The sequence below is a fragment of the Streptomyces sp. TRM68367 genome (genome assembly GCF_014495685.1).
Classification (GTDB): domain Bacteria; phylum Actinomycetota; class Actinomycetes; order Streptomycetales; family Streptomycetaceae; genus Streptomyces.
In genome coordinates, this window is record NZ_JACTVI010000144.1 from 1 (window position 1) to 15,149 (window position 15,149).

The window sequence follows — 15,149 nt, forward strand, 5'->3', positions numbered from 1 at the left end:
ACCGGCGCCGGCCGCAAACGCTGGACCATGCGCTGGAAGGGCGCCATGAACGCCTTCGACCTGGCCTTCGACGGCCGCCTCACCGCAGGCCAACTCTAGCCACACCAACCCCAGTTACACCGCTCGCTTTACAGACCCCGCCTGGTGCCACATGACAGGCCACACCTACCTCGGCCCCGTCCCCGTACCCGCCCCAGACCGGGACGTGTACGCGCTCCGTCTGACGGCCGACGCACAGCCCACGCGGCCCGACCCGCCGTGGCACCCGGACGGCCCGACGGGCCGGACGGACCCGTGGCTGAGCGCAGGCCTTCTTCGAGGGCTGAGCGTGGCGGTCGCTCGCCGCTCTTTCATGGAGGCGACGCATCCGGTGACGTTGGCGGGACGGCGCGCCGACCTTGAGCACCACCCAGGCCAGCGCCAGCAGGCCCCCGCAAACGAGCTCGCCGAGGCCGCCCATGGCCAAGCGGCTGGCCTCTGGGGTGGCCCGCTAAGTCCGATCTCTGGCCGGCCTCACGGGCTGGAGGCACGCCGCGGTCTGGTCAGCGGGAACCGGGCCGTACGGCGGTGCCGAGGAGGTGAAATGAGGCAGGCGTGCGGGCGTCAGGAAACATGAAGTGGTCGAGCCGTTCGATGGTGAACCCGGACCGCTCGATCGACGCGGCCGTGTCGCGGCCGGTGTGACATCCTCCGGCCAGTCGCGGCCAGATGGTCGCGTCGAGCACGCGCTGGAAGCGGGCCAGACCAGGGGTGTCGGCCTGGACGTGTTCGAGGAAGCGCAACTGCCCGCCCGGTTTGAGGACCCGGTGGAACTCCCGCAGTGCCGCGTCCTGGTCGTGTACCGAGCACAGCACCAGCGACACGACGACCGCATTCGCGGTGGCGTCCTCGACGGGGAGCTGCTCGGCGAGGCCGTCGACTACCTCGACCGGCACAGGCGCCTGGCCGGCGGCGTCATGGGCGAGGCTTCGCAGGTGCGGCTCCGGTTCCACGGCCAGGACGCGGGTGACGGTGGTCGGGTAGTGCGGGAAGTTGAGCCCGTCGCCGGCACCCACCTCGATCACCTCGCCGGTGAGCCGGGCGATCAGGGCCTGGCGGTGTTCGGCCATGCCGCCCCGCTCCATGGCCTTGCCCATCAGCGGGTAGAGCCGCGCGAAGAGCGGATGATGCACGCAGGTGCCGCTTCCCATGCCGGTCACCACCGCACCGGAAGCTCGGCCAGGCCGCCGGTGAGGGTGTCGCGCCGCATGGTCAACTCTTCCACGGCGACGGCAAGTCGCAGCGTCGGCAGCCGTGTAACCAGTTGGGTGAACACCGCCTGCAGTTCAACGCGGGCCAGGGGTGCGCCGAGGCAGTAGCGGGCGCCGTGCCCGAAGGTGAGATGGGCCGCGGCCGAGCGGGTGATGTCCGCCCGGTCGGGGTCGGGGAATACGGCGGGGTCGTGGTTGGCGGCGCCGTTGTCCAGCAGTACCAGCTCTCCGGCCCGGACGGTGACGCCGTCGATCTCCAGGTCGGTCCGCGCGTACCGGGGGATCCCGCCGCCGCCCTTGCCCGGCGCGCGCAGGATCTCCTCGACCGCGTTCGGGACCAGACCGGGGTCGTCCACCAGGGCCTGCCACTGCTCGGGATGGGTCAGCAACAGCAGTGCGCCCAGGCCGATCTGGACCACCGTGGTCTCGTGACCGGCGAACAGCAACGCCATCGACAGCCCGGCGGCTTCGTCGTCGGAAACACCCTCGGTCGCGCACAGCCGGGAGATCACATCGTCACCGGGCTCGGCCCGCTTGCACTTGACCAGCTTCTGGCCGTAGCCGAACAGCTCGGCCAGCCCTCGTTCCGAACAGGCGCCGTCGCGGATGTTGGCGGCGTCAGCGGTCCAGGCGCGGAACTGCTCGCGGTCCTCGTACGGCACACCGAGCAGTTCGCAGATCACCAGTATCGGCAGCGGCACCGCTACCGCGGCGTGGAGGTCCGCCGGTGGCCTCTGGGCGGTCAGCCCGTCCAGCAGTCGTGCCGTCAGGGTCTCGACGCGCGGGTGCAGGGCCCGCATGTGTTTGGGTGAGAAGTGCGGTTGCAGCAGCGACCGCATACGTGCGTGGTCGGCTGCCTCGGTGGCGAAGTTGCCCAGCGGCCCGCCGAACAGGGCCGATTCCCCGGTGCGCGCCGCGGTCTGAGGGGCCGGGTGGGACCGGCCGAGCCGGTTGTCGTCCAGCAGCTGCCGCACCTGCCCGTGGCCGGTGACCAGCCACGCCTCGTCGCCCACCGCGGTGCGTACCCGGTGCACCGTGCCCCGGGACTGCAACTCACGCAGCCGGGGTGCGATCCGCAACGGATCCGTCTGCTCGAACGGCAACTGCGCCGCGATGGCCATGGCAACCCCCATGAGATTTATTCGTCTTTGTACAAGTTCTCTTAAACAAGCTACTTGTATAGTCTGGTTTAAACAAGAGGAGGTGTGGTGTGGCCGCAGCCGGTCGACAGCCCGCTCGATCGACGTCAGCAGGGCAGCCTGAGCGTGTTCGGCGCATGCCCCGGGCGGAGCGGCGTGAGCAGATCCTCGACGCGGCTACCCGCGCCTTCGCCCGCACCGGCTTCGCCGCCACCGGCCTGGAGGACGTGGCCGCGGAGGCAGGCGTGACCCACGTGATCCTCTACCGGCACTTCGCCTCGAAGAGCGACCTCTACCGCGCCGTACTCGACCGCGCCTGCACCCGGCTCGCCAAGACCGTCGGCACCGACGACTACGACGAGGACAGCGTCGCCGCGTTGCTGTGCGCCGCCGCGGCGGATCCAGACGGTTTCCGGCTGCTCTTCCGCCACGCCGCCCGCGAACCCGAGTTCCGCGATGTCATCGACAGCATCCGGTCCGCCTCGATGGAGATCGCCGCCCGCCACCTCGCCGACGCGATCCCGGACAGCCCCTGGCGGACCTGGGCAGCGCAGCTCGTGCCCACCCTCACCCTCGAAGCGGTCATCATGTGGCTCGACACCGGCCAGCCCGAGCCCGGCCACGCCGCTGACCGCATCAGGCAGGTCATCCAAGGAGTCATCCAAGCCGCCCAGTAGAGCCCTGAACAGCAGATCCACAGGGATGTGGGTTCTTCGACCTTCGATGGCCGACGAGTTCGGTGCGGAGCTGGTGCGGGCCATCCGCGCGGGCCTGGCCCAGCGCGCCAGCCCTGGGTGCGGCCAGGGCCCGTCCAATCTGAGCTGGTATGTCTTCGCGACCGAGGACGCGCGGGCGCACTGGCCGGCCGTGCGGCGAAGACCCGGGACGAGGTCAGCGACGCGCTCACGGCGATCACTCTGGCGATGTGCTGGGATCTTCCTGGCCGGCCGAACGGGCAGTTGCTGCGCCGTGCCCTGCGGCGCTGGGCCTTTGTCGTCCCCGGGCCGGAGCAGCGAGAGCTGCCGGCGGAGGACCGGCTGGTACTGCAGTGGGTGGCCAACGCATCCCGGCAATTGGTCCACCTGCATGATTCGGTCCTGGCGCGTGATGTGCTGAAGTCGCTGCGCCGCAGGCTGGACGGCGGCGAGGCGGCCGTGGAGACGATGCGGCGCAAGCCGCAAAGTGCTGGTGCACGCGCTCCACTACGCCGTCGAGCGGGGTGAGCTGGGCAGTCATCTCAGCAGTTCCCGTGCCTGGTAGGGGTTTGGCCACCACCCGCGGGTCCACCGAGACCGACGGCTTGGGCACCCGCCACCGGATCTTCTCCAGCGGCTCCGTCATGCAGGTGCAAGATGCGGCAGTCCGAGTGCTGTGAGAGCGTCCGTCAGCTCCTTGTCATAGGTGACGAAACCGTCCAGCTCTCGGTGCAGAGGGGCGGCTGTTGCCAGGTGAATGGCGTCCAGAGTGCCGAGTCTTTGCACCTCGAAGCCGGCAGCGCGGGCCAGGACGTCGTCACTGAGGATGATCTGGTCTGTCCCGGTGAGCGTATTGCCGACCAGGAACGGCACTCGCTGCCGATCGACCCCAGCTCGCCGGAACGTGCGCGAGATCTCAACCCCCGCCAGCTGGGAGGTCACGAGGCGACCGTCGACGCCCAGTCCTGCCCGCCAGCTGCGAAGCGCCTGGGTCTCTGCCTCCTGCTGTACAAACTTCAGCAGAGCGCAGGTGTCCATGTAGTAGAGGCTCAACGCGTGCCCCCCGGTCACGCTCGGCGATCAGCGCATCCGACAGCGAAGGCAGCTTCTGCCCCGTTCGCAGGGCCTCGCTGAGCCCGTCCGGGTACGCCTTCTCGAGCTCTGGTGAGGTCGTGGCGCGGTCCAGCGCCGTCCCGGCGCCGCCGTGTACCGCGAGCACGACGCCCTTCGCATCCGGCTTGGCCTTTCCGCCGGCCTTCTGCTCCGCGTGTTGGGCAGCGGGCAGGGATATTTCGGCAGCGGAGGCCGACCCCCCCCGCCCTGTGGCACGGCGATCGCCGTGACCACCACCGCGGCCGTTGCGATGACAGGAAGGATGCTCTTCAACCGACTGGCACAGGAGCCGGACGATGTCCTGGACGACGTGTCGTCAGCGGAGCTGGTCAGACGAGGGCCTTGGGAGTCTGTTGCGTGGCGTTGTCCGGCGTCTTGATCCGGGCGATGCCGAATCCGGTGAAGCCGCAGATGATCGCGAACACCACGCCCAGGTAGTTGAGGAACGCATATGGTGCGTAGGCGACCGTCGCCACGCCCAGCGTCGCCGACATGTACATTCCCGCCTCGGTCCACGGCACCAGCGGGACCAACACCGTGCCGGAGTCCTCCAGCGTCCGCGAGAGGTTCTTGGCGGCGAGCCCGCGCTCTCGGTAGACGTCCTTGAACGCCTGGCCGGGGATCAGGATCGTCAGATAGGACACGCCCATGGCCATCGCCGTACCGAGCGAGGAGACCGCGGTGGCCAGGATGATGCCGCCGGTGCTGCGCACCCGCCCCACCAGGCGGTGCATCAGTACGTCTATGCAGCCCGCCTCGGTGAGGATCCCGGCGAGCGCGAAGCCGACCAGGCCGATGAGGATGGTCTGCGCCATGGAGGTCATCCCGCCACGGTTGAGCAGGATGCCGGCGGCATCGGGCAGCTGGGAGGGGTCGACGCCGTGCCCGGCCAGCATCGTCACGTTGAAGCCCGTCGCCGCGGCGTCGCTGACGTCGTGGATCGTGAAGCCCTGAACGGCCATGCCCAGGACAGCCGCAACCACCGAGGACAGCACGATCGTCGGCACCGGGGGCTTCTTCGTCATCGCGCCCGCGAGCACCACCAGGGGCGGCAGCAAGAGTAGGACGTTGAAGTCGAAGGCGTGGTTGAGCACCGTCACCAGGGCGTCCGAACGGGCGGCGGCGTGCGCGTCGGTGTGCTGGGTCAGGCCGAGGACGAAGTAGAGGACCGCCGAGACTCCGGCCGCCGGGAGGGTGGTGTAGAAGAGGTGGCGGATGTGCTCGAAGAGCGTGGAGCCGGCCACCGCCGGCGCGAGGTTGGTGGTGTCGGACAGCGGTGACATCTTGTCCCCGAAGTAGGCACCGCTCACGACCGCGCCCGCGGTCATCGGAAGGGAGGCCCCCAACCCCGCGGCGACGCCCATGAGCGCGACACCGACCGTGCCGACCGAACCCCACGAGGTACCGGTCATGGTGGAGACCACCATGGTGATCAGGAACGCCAGCAGGACGATCCAGGACGGCTGGATGACCCGCAGCCCGAAGTCCACGATCATCGGAATGGTGCCGCAGAGCGTCCACGTGCCGATGAGCATGCCGATGGCGACGAGGATGAGCAACGCCGGCATCGCCGAGTCGATCTTCTCGCGGATGCCGTGGAGCATCTCCTCCCACGTCACCCCCAATCGCCAGGCAATGATCCCCGCACACGAGGCGGCGACTATGAGCAGGACGACCGGGTTGAGCCTGAGCCAGATCGAACCGGGGATGACGATCGCCAGCATGAGCACGAAGGGCAGGGCCGCCTGGAACAGCGTCGGTGTGCGGCGCGGGCGGCGGCGTGGCGACGCCTTGGCGACGTCGACGATGGGCGTTTCGGACATGGGGACGGTGCTCCTCAGAGTCGGACATGCCAGCAGACGGGTGCGATGGCATGAGAAGTGAAGCGAGGGCGTGGAAAGGGAAAGGGCGGGGAGCGGTAAGGGAGAGCAGCGGCGCCGGGAAGAGGATCGTCAGTCGCGGGGGGCGTCGTTGCCCGTCATGCTCGTGATCATCTGCAGTCGTACACGGTCAAGGTGGAGCTCCATCAGTTCGCCGGCACGCTCGACCTGACCTTCGGCGATGGCCTCCGCGATCTGGTCGTGGTCGGTGAGCGAGGCGTCTGTGTGTGACGCGGCCACGTCGTGCCGGCTGCGCACCACGATGATCTGCTGATGCACCCGCCACACCTGCTCGGTGATGCGGGGGCTGCGGGCCGCGTCGAGCAGCGCGCGATGGAAGTCGAGATCCATGCGGTGCGCGAACTCGCGGCCCGTGGCGAGGAGTTTCCTCGACCGTTCGCAGGCGCGGCGCAGCGCGACGATGTTCTTGCGGTCGCGCCGTGCGGCGGCCAGGCGCGCAGCGGCGGTCTCCAGTGCTGAGCGCAACTCAAAGAGCGCCTCGACCTCGTCCGGCTGGGCCTCGAACGCGACAGCGCCCTTGTTGGGGCGGTGCACCAGGAGGCCCTCACTGACGAGCTGCCGGATCGCCTCGCGCAGAGGCCCCCTGCTAATGCTCAGCTCGCGGGCGATCACGGCCTCGTTGATCCGGGTACCGGAGGCGATCTGGCCGCTGAGCAGGCGTTCGCGAAGCGTCTCGACGAGCTGGACTGCGAGGCCGCGCTCAAGGGTTTCAGGCATGCGTGCCTCCCGTCCGTGCAGGGCTGCCGCTGGCGAAATCGTCACGGGCACGGGTAGGTCCCGCACCGCCGACTACAGCGGCAAAGTGTCGACAGATGACAGTTGATAGGGGACGGACAGCGTCTGTCAACACCCCCTGTGCGGCATCGACGCGGGCGGCGGAAAGTGATAACTGTTAACAGTTCGAGTCGCTCGGCCGGTACGGCCGAAGAGGGAGGAGCGGGCTATGCACGCGGTGGTGGCGGAGGTCTGGCGAGGAGACTTCCTCGAATCGGTGCACCACGGGACGGTCCACGCTGCCGGGCCCGACGGGCAGACCGTGCTGAGCGTCGGTGAGGCGGACCGCCCCATGTACCCCAGGTCGGCCAACAAGCCCCTTCAGGTGCTCGGCATGCTGCGCGCCGGACTCGACCTGGACGGCGAGCTGCTGGCGCTGGCCTGTGCAAGCCACTCCGGCGAAGCCTTCCACCTCGACGGTGTGCGCAGGATCCTCAAAGACGCCGGGCTCGGCACCGGGGCACTGCAGTGCACGGCCGCCCTGCCCATCGGCGAAGACGCTCTCCGTGCCTACCTTGCCGAGGGCGGAGGACCGACCCCATTGACGATGAACTGCTCGGGCAAACACGCCGCGATGCTCGCCACCTGCGTCGCAGGCGGTTGGGACACGGCAACGTACCTGGATCCGCACCACCCGCTGCAGCGCGCGCTGCGCGAGACGATCGAGGACCTGGCCGGCGAAAAGGTCGCCGCGACCGGTGTCGACGGCTGCGGAGCACCGCTGTTCGCCATCGGCTACCAGGCCCTGGCTCGGGCGTTCGCCAGGCTGGCGACGAGCCGGCCCGGATCGCTGGAACGGCGAGTCGCCCTCGCGATGAACATGCACCCCGAATACGTCGGCGGAACCGGCCGGGACGTGACCCGGCTCATGAGCGCACTTCCCGGATCGGTCGCCAAGGAGGGCGCAGAAGGCGTCTACGCGATGGCACTCCCCGACGGCTCATCGATCTCCCTGAAGATCGCCGACGGCTCCACCCGGGCCCGCCCCGTCGTCATGATCGCCGCACTGCGGCGGCTCGGCGTTGACACAGACGCCGACGAAACCCTCACCGAACTCGCCACCGCCCCCGTCCTCGGACACGGCAAACCGGTCGGCACGGTACGCGCTGCGCGGATTCTGTACGGGTAGTCGTGGTCATCGTCAGCTGTCGCCCCGGGGCAAGGCGTGCTGGCTCGATGGCCGGGTTCACGACTCGGGCGCTGACGGCCGTGAGCGCCTCACGCTCACGGCGGTGGCCGAGGCGGCGCAGCGTCGGCTCGGCGATGGTGGCCCGCGAGGGAACACCGCGGACGCATGAGAACCACAAAGGGGGTGTTGTCGCAGTCCAGTCTGCCTGCCCGTACTCGGCCTCGCCGTCTGTGGGTCCACTCGGGCAGCGACGGCTGCCGCAGGCCACGCGTCTCCTCCCCTCTATGGCGCCCGGCCAGTGCAACCGGCGCCGACGCGGTCACGGGTCAAGGGCCGGACATGCCGAAGGGTGCCTCGGCCGTGTATGCCTAGGTCGGCGTGCCCGCATTCGCGTACCTCGCCTCAAGCACCCATGTTCGGCGCCGGGCACCCCTGCCCGCCCCTCGCCACAAGGAGGAGCAGTTCAGTAGGGTCCCGCTTCCTGGCCGGATTCCGCGGGCTTTGGGGGATGCGCGCGCAGTGAGCCGGGGTGGGCTTTGGCGGTCGGGTCGCGCCTGGTCTTGATCAGGCTTGCCACGGTGACGACCGCGAGCACGAGGGCGATCACGGCGAGGCTGACCGGGGTGGGAATCTCGGGGACTCCGTCGTACAGGTCGACATGCGCCCAGTGCAGGATGAGCTTGACGCCGATGAACGCGAGGATCAGCGAGAGCCCGGCGGCCAGATACACCAGCCGGTCCAGCAGTCCCTTGACGAGGAAGAAAAGAGCGCGCAGGCCGAGCAGGGCGAAGGCGTTGGCGGTGAAGACGATGTAGGGCTCCTGGGTGACCCCGAACACCGCGGGGATGGAGTCGAGCGCGAAGAGCAGGTCGATGCTGCCGATGGCGAGCAGGACGATGAACAGCGGGGTGACCATCCGGCGCCCGTCGACGCGGGTGGCGAGTCTGCCGCCGACGTAGTCGGCGGTGATCGGCAGGACCCGGCGGGCGGCCTTGACCATGACGTTGTCCTCGATGTCGGGATCCTCGTCGCGGTGCCGGAACAACTGCACGGCCGTGTAGATCAGCAGCAGGCCGAACAGCAGGAACATGAACGAGAACAGCGCCAGCAGGGTGGCGCCGAGCGCGATGAAAACCGCGCGCATGGCCAGGGCGAGAACGATGCCGAAGGTGAGCACCTTGTGCTGGTGTTCCGCCGGCACGGCGAAGGTCGTCATGATGATGACGAAGACGAACAGATTGTCGACCGAGAGGCTCTTCTCGACGATGTAACCGGCGAAGTACTCGGTGCCGAACTCTCCGCCGTATCGCGCGGCGAACCAGACGCCGAAGCCGATCGCGACGAGGATGTAGAACACCGACCAGGCGGTGGCCTCGCCGTAGCCGACCCGGTGCGGGCGTGCGGCGGCCAGGATCAGGTCGACAGCGAGTAGGACGAGGATCAGGCCGATGGTGACGGCCCAGGTGAGTGCGCTGATGTCCAGCACCGGTCCTCCCTTCAGTATCGGTGCTGCGGCGGTCGCCTTTGCCGACGCCGCCTCCGGGCGAAGGCCGGCAGCAGGGCGACTGCATCCCGCTCGACGCAGTACTGGCAGTACAGCAGCATCACGGCACCCACGGCGACGAACCACAGCGTCAGCAGGACAGGGATTCCAGCCGCAGGCCGACAGACAGCCCGAGCGAGGGAGCACACGACAGGGACTCCCGGTACTCTCTGCCGTCCGCGGCCCGCGCCGCCCGTGTGCCCCGCCCAACCCACGGCCGGCGGCACAGAGCCGCCACGACCCACACGGCGCCGCCGACCACGGCGAGAACGGCGGTGCAGTTTGGGCCGCGTTGGCCACGCTCACGCATCTTCCCGGCGATGGGCTCCGGGTATCGATTCAGTCGCGGTTCGCGGATGAAGCTATAGAAGGGGTGCATTCGGTCATGTGCAGGACTTCTGCGCTCACGGACCCGAGAAGGAGCCTGCGCATGCCCGCGCAGCGCATCAGGGCGGATCACGAATGAGCAGCCGGAATCCTGTCTGCACGGCAGTTTGCAGTTGAATGGCTATGCCTGCAGCTCGATGACTACCTTGATGTCGTCTGGCTGCCGCTGGAATGCCTCCTTGGCGCGTTCGAGCGGTACCCGCCGGGTGATCAGGCGTTCCAGCCAGGTCATGTCGGCCTTCGCCAGCGCGCTGGCGGCTTGCTGGTAGTGACGCAGGTTCGCGTTGACGGATCCCAAGACGGCGTCGTTCTGCAGCACGATGTCCCTGTTGAAGGTGCCGGCGTCCACGGTGACGCGGCGACCGGCGGGCGAGACGCCTGTCAGGCACACCACCCCGTACGCGGCGGTGCCAGTGATCGAAGCGAAGACCAGGCCGCTCGCTCCGGTGGCTTCGATGATGACGTCCGGGCATACCTTTTCGATCACTTGCTGGGCGTCTCCGGCGTGGTACGTGGCACCGAGGTCCTGGACCAGCTGGGGCTTGGGGCCGCCGCTGACGCGGTCCAGTACATGCACCTGCAGCCCGCGCTGGGTCGCGAGCAGGGCGGCCAGCAGGCCGATCGGGCCCGCACCGGTAACCAGGACGCGCCGCGGTGCGAACCAAGAGCGCGCACCGACACGCTCGACCTGCTCCCACGCTTTGGCGACCACGGAGGCGGGTTCCATGAGTACGCCGACCCGCTCAAGGTGGGGTTGCAGCCTCACCGCAAAGCCGGGCTCTACGCACCAGGCTTGGGCGCCGTAGCCGTCGAGTTCCTTGATGCCGCGCTCGGTGTAGCGGCCGTTGCGGCACATGTCGAACTCTCCGTGACGGCAGGCACCGCAGGGCACGGGGTCCGGCCGGCGGACCACCCCGGCCACGAGGTCGCCGGCCGAGAACCCGCTGTCCGGCGGCGCTTGCTCCACACGGCCCAGTGACTCGTGCCCGAGGATGTGCCAGTCGCGGCCGGGTGGCGCCCATCCGTACTGGCCGTTCGCGATCTCCCGGTCCGTCCCGCAGACACCCATCGCCAAGCCTCGCACCAGCATCTCGCCGGCCATCGGGGACGGGGTGGGTAGCTGCCGTACTCGGAGGGAGTGCCTCTGGCCAGGCTGTACGGTCAATGCCCGCATGGGTTGTCCCGCCTTTCTCCTCGCTCGTTCGTCGGTTCTGTCGCTCGCAACCGCAGTTCCGGCTCAGTGAGCTTCTCCATCCTCAGTCTGAGCTGGCCAGCCGGGCACGGTGCTGCGCTCGGGGCGCGATATCTGGCGCGATGGCCGTCGCTGGGAAGGTGCGGCGGACCTCCGCGAAGAGGTGGGGGAAGTCGGTTTCATGGGTGACCGCCGCGGCGAGGAGGGCGTCCAGCGCCGCCTTGAGGGGGTCGGGTGCGGCAGCATCGAAGAGAGCGGCGAAGGCGGCGGCCTGGGGCAAGCCGGGGGTTCCGTCGTGCGGCCGTGGAACGCGTGCGTCGGAGAGTGCGGCATCGCGCAGCCGTCGTGGGTCGTCCAGCGGCGGCGAGTAGGGCACGCCCCGGGCGAGCTCCGCGAGGCCACGCGCTACCCAGTCGATTTCGCTGAGCCCTGCTGTCGCACAGGCGCGGTGCGCTGCCCAGCGGGCGAGCGCGCGCTGTTCCTCGGGACCTGCGGCGTCGATCGCGTGCACGAGTGCGGCATCAAGGCCCACGAGGCCCTTCGGATAGCCCTGGACCCCCCGGAGCTTGTTCCGGACATCCCGCAGCCGGTCGCTGGGCAGGCGCCCGCCCCACGCGTCCATCTCCTGTTGCAGCTTGGTGCGCTCCTCCTCCTCGCGGGCCTGGCGCTCGGCCTCGGCTCGCTCCTCGGGGGTGGGGCCCGGGGGCTGCTTGCGCGCGAACTCGTGCCAGTAGGTGGCGGCTTGGCTGGTCTCCTTGACCACGCGGTCCGGGGCTGGCGGGCTCGGCCAGAATCGCAGCAGATACTCATCCAGCACGGGTTCGCCCGCGTTGCGTACGGCGTTGTGCGCCTCGTCCATGCCCCGGCAGTGGTACCGGACCCGGTACGAGGTCTCGGAGAGGGGGAGCGGATACCGGCCGCTGTCCCACTCCACGAGCTCGATCTCGTCCGATACGGGCCGGAACGACACCTCGACGATGTCCTCCCAGACGTCGGCGTCCAGGGGCGGCTCCGTCTCGTGCAGCTCGACGGTGAACGGGACGGAGCCGGTGTGCATTCCGGTCAGCAGAAAGAGGTCGCCTGGCACCGCCCCGCCGCACAGCCCGGCCCGCTGCCCGGCGAAAGAATCTTCGAGGGAGTGGCCGTCGTCGCTGCAGACATAGATCTGCCCGTAGGCCACGCGCGCTTCGCCGCTGAAGAGTGTTCGCATAGATCAAGCGTGGCGCACGGGTCTGACAATGAGCGGTTTCCCACATGGTGTGTGGGCTGGGTAGTTGGCCTGACAGATAGGTGAATCCCCTGGTAGATGGGTTTTCGACCAAGAGAACCTTCTCCGCCAGAGGCTTCGCGTGCTGTTTACCCGTCGTGCGTCGACGTGTCCAGCTCCGCCCTTCGCTTCCTGTCCGCCCGCCTGCGGGAACACCGCCGCGCTCTCGGCACCCGATGGCGCCGCCTGACCGCCGGCCGCCAGGCCGTCCGCGTAGCGGACGATGCGCCAGTTCGGACGGCCGTGATGACGGTGGTGTGCCCGCCTGTCTCTGGTGGACCGCCCGCCCGGCTCCCATGGCTCCATCACGTGCTCGTCGAGCGCGGACAGAGCGAGGAGCAGCTCTCCGTGATCAGCCTCACCAACTGCTTCAACCGCATCCGCACCACCATCGAGGAGCCCCTCGGCACCACCTGGTGACCGGCGCTACTGACCTGCCGTCAGGGCCCAAGGTGCTTGCCCGTCCCGAGTGACGTTGCTGGTGGTCGTGGTCCTCCGCCACCGGCACTAATGGGCGGTACGTGTGGTGAGGTCCTCGTCCGTGATGGGGCGGACCACCCGGCAAGGGGTTCCGACCGCGACGGTCATCGGGGGAATGCTACGGCTGACGACGCTGCCGGCACCGATGACCGACCCGTATCCGATACGGACGCCGGGCAGGACCACCGCGTTGCTGCCGATCCACACCTTGTCCTCGATCACGATCGGCTCCGAGAACCGTCCGAAGTCAGCGCGTCGTGAGGGATGCACCGGGTGCCCCGTCGTGGTCAGTGTCACGCTGGGCGCGATCATGACACCGTTGCCTATGCGGATGTCCACGTCGTCGACGAACGTGAGGTTCACGTTCCCGAAGAAGTCGTCGCCGATGTGGACGTTGCTGCCGAACCCGGCGTGAAACGGCGGCAGCAGCACCGTGCGTTCACCGACCGAGCCGAAGATCGCGACGAGCAGCGACCGACGCTTCTCCGTTTCGCTCGGTGGTGTGTGGTTGTACTCGAAGATCTGCTCGGTGCGGCGCCGAGGGGTCTGGAAGGCCGCTTCGGACTCGGTGTAGACGAGCCCCTTGGCGATGCGGGCCAGGACTTCTTCCTCGTGAGCATGCGTCACAGCGGAACGCTCCCTTCGTTCAATCCCTCGGGCACAGGTCCGGCGCGCCCCCGGTTGACCGCGCGTCAGGCACAAGATCATCAGTTAAAGCATGGCGGGGCGCCGCCACTCCTGTCCGAGGACATGGTGGTCGAGGAAGTTCAGCGCCGTCTCGTACATGATGCGAATGTGGTTCGGCGCCCCGATGGCGTGGCCTTCGTCCGGGAAGTAAAGGAATCTGACGGGCGCACCGAGCCGCTGCAGATCGCTGTGCAGGCTCAGTGCCTGGCCCATCGGGACGCGGTGGTCCTTGCCGCCGTGCACGATCAGCATCGGCGTCGTCACCTTCGCCGCATGGAAATGGGGCGAGTTGGCCTCGTACCGTTCCCGCTGCGTCCGCGGGTCGCCGAAGATCTTCCGGAAGTATGCGTGCAGGTCCGTGTCGATCTGGAATGCTTCGAGGTTCCACATCCCGGAGTGGGTGACGATCGCCTTGAAGCGCTCGGTGAGGGTCGCGGCCCGGTTGGCCAGGTAGCCGCCGTAGGACCAGCCGGCGAGGCCGGTCCGGGTCGCGTCGAGGTCGTCGCGTGCCACTGCCGCGTCCGTCAGCGCGATGAGATCACGGTAGGGCTGACCGCCGTACCGGCCCCGGCCGCGCTCCTGCATGCGTTGCCCGTAGCCGGTGGACAGCGCCGGATCCGGTAGCAGCACCGCATAGCCGCGGGCCGCGAACGGCCATGGGTTCCACAACCACGTCCAGGCGCTCCAGGACATCTGCGGGCCACCGTGCGGGGCGATGATCAGCGGCGCTGGGCGTTCGGCCGAGGCACCCTCGGGCAGCGCGAGCCAGGCGCGCAACGGGAAACCGTCGTCCGCCTCGACGTGCACTTCGGTCAGCGTGCCGGGAAGCGAGTCGAGCTCGCCGGGAGCGTGGAGGAAGGCGGGGTGTTGATCGGCTGTGACGGCGTCCAGCCGAACCACTCGAGGCGGGCTGTCGATCGTGCTGCGCAGTGCGTACAGGGTGGTCCCGTCGGGCGACACGCAGAGCGAGGCGTAGGCGCCGGAGGCGGTCAGGCGGGTGATCGTGCCGTCCGCGTCGCGGCGGAAGACCGGGCGGTGGCCCCGCTCGTCACCGGTGAACCACAGCGTGGCGTCCCCACGGATCGGCGAGAGAACCGCCCGTCCCGGCCACGGCCAGTTGTCGAACTCCGGCAGGAGGTCGGTCCCTTCACCCGAAGTCATGTCGAACTCGACCAGCGTGACGCGCCACTCCGTGTCGTAGGTCTCCTCTCGCTGGCGCTGGCAGACCAACGCCGAGCCATCGGCGGTGAACGCCAGGCGGTAGTACTGATGGCCAGGGCGCGAGAAGGTGTGGCGCTCGACGCCGGTGGCCGCGTCGGCGACCACCACGACATTCGTGTCGGGAGCGCGGCCCGTCGCGGCCCGCGTGTAGGCCACCAGCGATCCGTCCGGCGAGAGCGCCATATCTCCTGTGCCCGCCAGACCCTGGCTGCCGGCGTTCACCGGAGCCCCGTCGGAGTGCAGGACGAAGGTGTGGGGTTCGTCGGGGCCGGGGCCTGCGCCAACCTCACGAATTCACGGCACCAGGAGCTTCAGTGACAGCCAGTCACTTCATGGAGGAAGGGTGCTTCCGACCTGCGATGATTCAGCTT

Annotated in this window: 13 protein-coding genes; 3 read left to right on the forward strand and 10 right to left on the reverse strand. The window is 68.8% G+C overall.

Annotated features, from left to right (window positions below; genetic code table 11):
* Positions 1-542 precede the first annotated feature (542 nt).
* Together H8R17_RS41715 and H8R17_RS41720 are read right to left on the reverse strand one after the other, a co-directional pair.
* Complete coding sequence (locus H8R17_RS41715; RefSeq protein ID WP_187828407.1) at positions 543-1,190, reverse strand: class I SAM-dependent methyltransferase; 648 nt, start codon at positions 1,188-1,190, stop codon at positions 543-545.
* Positions 1,191-1,195: 5 nt separating this feature from the next.
* Positions 1,196-2,371, reverse strand: coding sequence for a cytochrome P450 (locus H8R17_RS41720; protein WP_187828408.1), 1,176 nt, complete (start codon positions 2,369-2,371; stop codon positions 1,196-1,198).
* A 155-nt stretch (positions 2,372-2,526) separates the two neighbouring features.
* On the opposite strand from H8R17_RS41720, the gene H8R17_RS41725 reads away from it, so the two are divergent.
* Positions 2,527-3,066, forward strand: a complete 540-nt coding sequence (locus tag H8R17_RS41725) for a TetR/AcrR family transcriptional regulator (RefSeq protein ID WP_187828409.1) — start codon at positions 2,527-2,529, stop codon at positions 3,064-3,066.
* Between the two features lie 246 nt (positions 3,067-3,312).
* Positions 3,313-3,612, forward strand: coding sequence for a hypothetical protein (locus H8R17_RS48130; protein WP_262505930.1), 300 nt, complete (start codon positions 3,313-3,315; stop codon positions 3,610-3,612).
* Positions 3,613-3,726: 114 nt separating this feature from the next.
* Here H8R17_RS48130 and H8R17_RS41735 read toward each other — a convergent pair whose 3' ends face one another.
* From H8R17_RS41735 to H8R17_RS41745, 3 genes are all read right to left on the reverse strand, one after another.
* A complete protein-coding gene (locus tag H8R17_RS41735; protein WP_187828410.1) occupies positions 3,727-4,137 on the reverse strand; it encodes a type II toxin-antitoxin system VapC family toxin in 411 nt (136 codons plus the stop codon).
* Positions 4,138-4,526: 389 nt separating this feature from the next.
* Complete coding sequence (gene nhaC, locus H8R17_RS41740) at positions 4,527-6,020, reverse strand: Na+/H+ antiporter NhaC (protein WP_187828411.1); 1,494 nt, start codon at positions 6,018-6,020, stop codon at positions 4,527-4,529.
* Positions 6,021-6,149: 129 nt separating this feature from the next.
* Positions 6,150-6,815, reverse strand: coding sequence for a GntR family transcriptional regulator (locus tag H8R17_RS41745; RefSeq protein WP_187828412.1), 666 nt, complete (start codon positions 6,813-6,815; stop codon positions 6,150-6,152).
* 226 nt (positions 6,816-7,041) lie between these two features.
* On the opposite strand from H8R17_RS41745, the gene H8R17_RS41750 reads away from it, so the two are divergent.
* On the forward strand, positions 7,042-8,001 hold the full coding sequence (locus tag H8R17_RS41750) for an asparaginase (RefSeq protein ID WP_187828413.1): 960 nt from the start codon (positions 7,042-7,044) through the stop codon (positions 7,999-8,001).
* Positions 8,002-8,464: 463 nt separating this feature from the next.
* Here the strand turns inward: H8R17_RS41750 and H8R17_RS41755 are convergent, their stop codons facing one another.
* From H8R17_RS41755 to H8R17_RS41780, 5 genes are all read right to left on the reverse strand, one after another.
* On the reverse strand, positions 8,465-9,487 hold the full coding sequence (locus H8R17_RS41755; RefSeq protein ID WP_187828414.1) for a TerC family protein: 1,023 nt from the start codon (positions 9,485-9,487) through the stop codon (positions 8,465-8,467).
* A 565-nt stretch (positions 9,488-10,052) separates the two neighbouring features.
* Complete coding sequence (locus tag H8R17_RS41760) at positions 10,053-11,105, reverse strand: glucose 1-dehydrogenase (RefSeq protein WP_187828415.1); 1,053 nt, start codon at positions 11,103-11,105, stop codon at positions 10,053-10,055.
* 82 nt (positions 11,106-11,187) lie between these two features.
* The gene (locus tag H8R17_RS48135) at positions 11,188-12,333 is read right to left on the reverse strand and encodes a hypothetical protein (protein ID WP_187828416.1); all 1,146 of its coding nucleotides are present in this window, start codon (positions 12,331-12,333) and stop codon (positions 11,188-11,190) included.
* 564 nt (positions 12,334-12,897) lie between these two features.
* On the reverse strand, positions 12,898-13,497 hold the full coding sequence (locus H8R17_RS41775; RefSeq protein WP_187828417.1) for a sugar O-acetyltransferase: 600 nt from the start codon (positions 13,495-13,497) through the stop codon (positions 12,898-12,900).
* A gap of 84 nt (positions 13,498-13,581) precedes the next feature.
* Complete coding sequence (locus H8R17_RS41780; protein WP_262505931.1) at positions 13,582-14,961, reverse strand: S9 family peptidase; 1,380 nt, start codon at positions 14,959-14,961, stop codon at positions 13,582-13,584.
* Positions 14,962-15,149 lie beyond the last annotated feature (188 nt).

Excerpts from the sequence above, each read along its gene's own strand:
- H8R17_RS41760 (WP_187828415.1), bottom strand. The coding sequence starts at position 11,105 with ATGCGGGCATTGACCGTACAGCCTGGCCAGAGGCACTCCCTCCGAGTA.
- H8R17_RS41715 (WP_187828407.1), bottom strand. The coding sequence starts at position 1,190 with ATGGGAAGCGGCACCTGCGTGCATCATCCGCTCTTCGCGCGGCTCTAC.
- H8R17_RS41720 (WP_187828408.1), bottom strand. The coding sequence starts at position 2,371 with ATGGCCATCGCGGCGCAGTTGCCGTTCGAGCAGACGGATCCGTTGCGG.
- H8R17_RS48130 (WP_262505930.1), top strand. The coding sequence starts at position 3,313 with ATGTGCTGGGATCTTCCTGGCCGGCCGAACGGGCAGTTGCTGCGCCGT.
- H8R17_RS41780 (WP_262505931.1), bottom strand. The coding sequence starts at position 14,961 with ATGGCGCTCTCGCCGGACGGATCGCTGGTGGCCTACACGCGGGCCGCG.
- H8R17_RS41725 (WP_187828409.1), top strand. The coding sequence starts at position 2,527 with ATGCCCCGGGCGGAGCGGCGTGAGCAGATCCTCGACGCGGCTACCCGC.
- nhaC (WP_187828411.1), bottom strand. The coding sequence starts at position 6,020 with ATGTCCGAAACGCCCATCGTCGACGTCGCCAAGGCGTCGCCACGCCGC.
- H8R17_RS41750 (WP_187828413.1), top strand. The coding sequence starts at position 7,042 with ATGCACGCGGTGGTGGCGGAGGTCTGGCGAGGAGACTTCCTCGAATCG.
- H8R17_RS48135 (WP_187828416.1), bottom strand. The coding sequence starts at position 12,333 with ATGCGAACACTCTTCAGCGGCGAAGCGCGCGTGGCCTACGGGCAGATC.
- H8R17_RS41745 (WP_187828412.1), bottom strand. The coding sequence starts at position 6,815 with ATGCCTGAAACCCTTGAGCGCGGCCTCGCAGTCCAGCTCGTCGAGACG.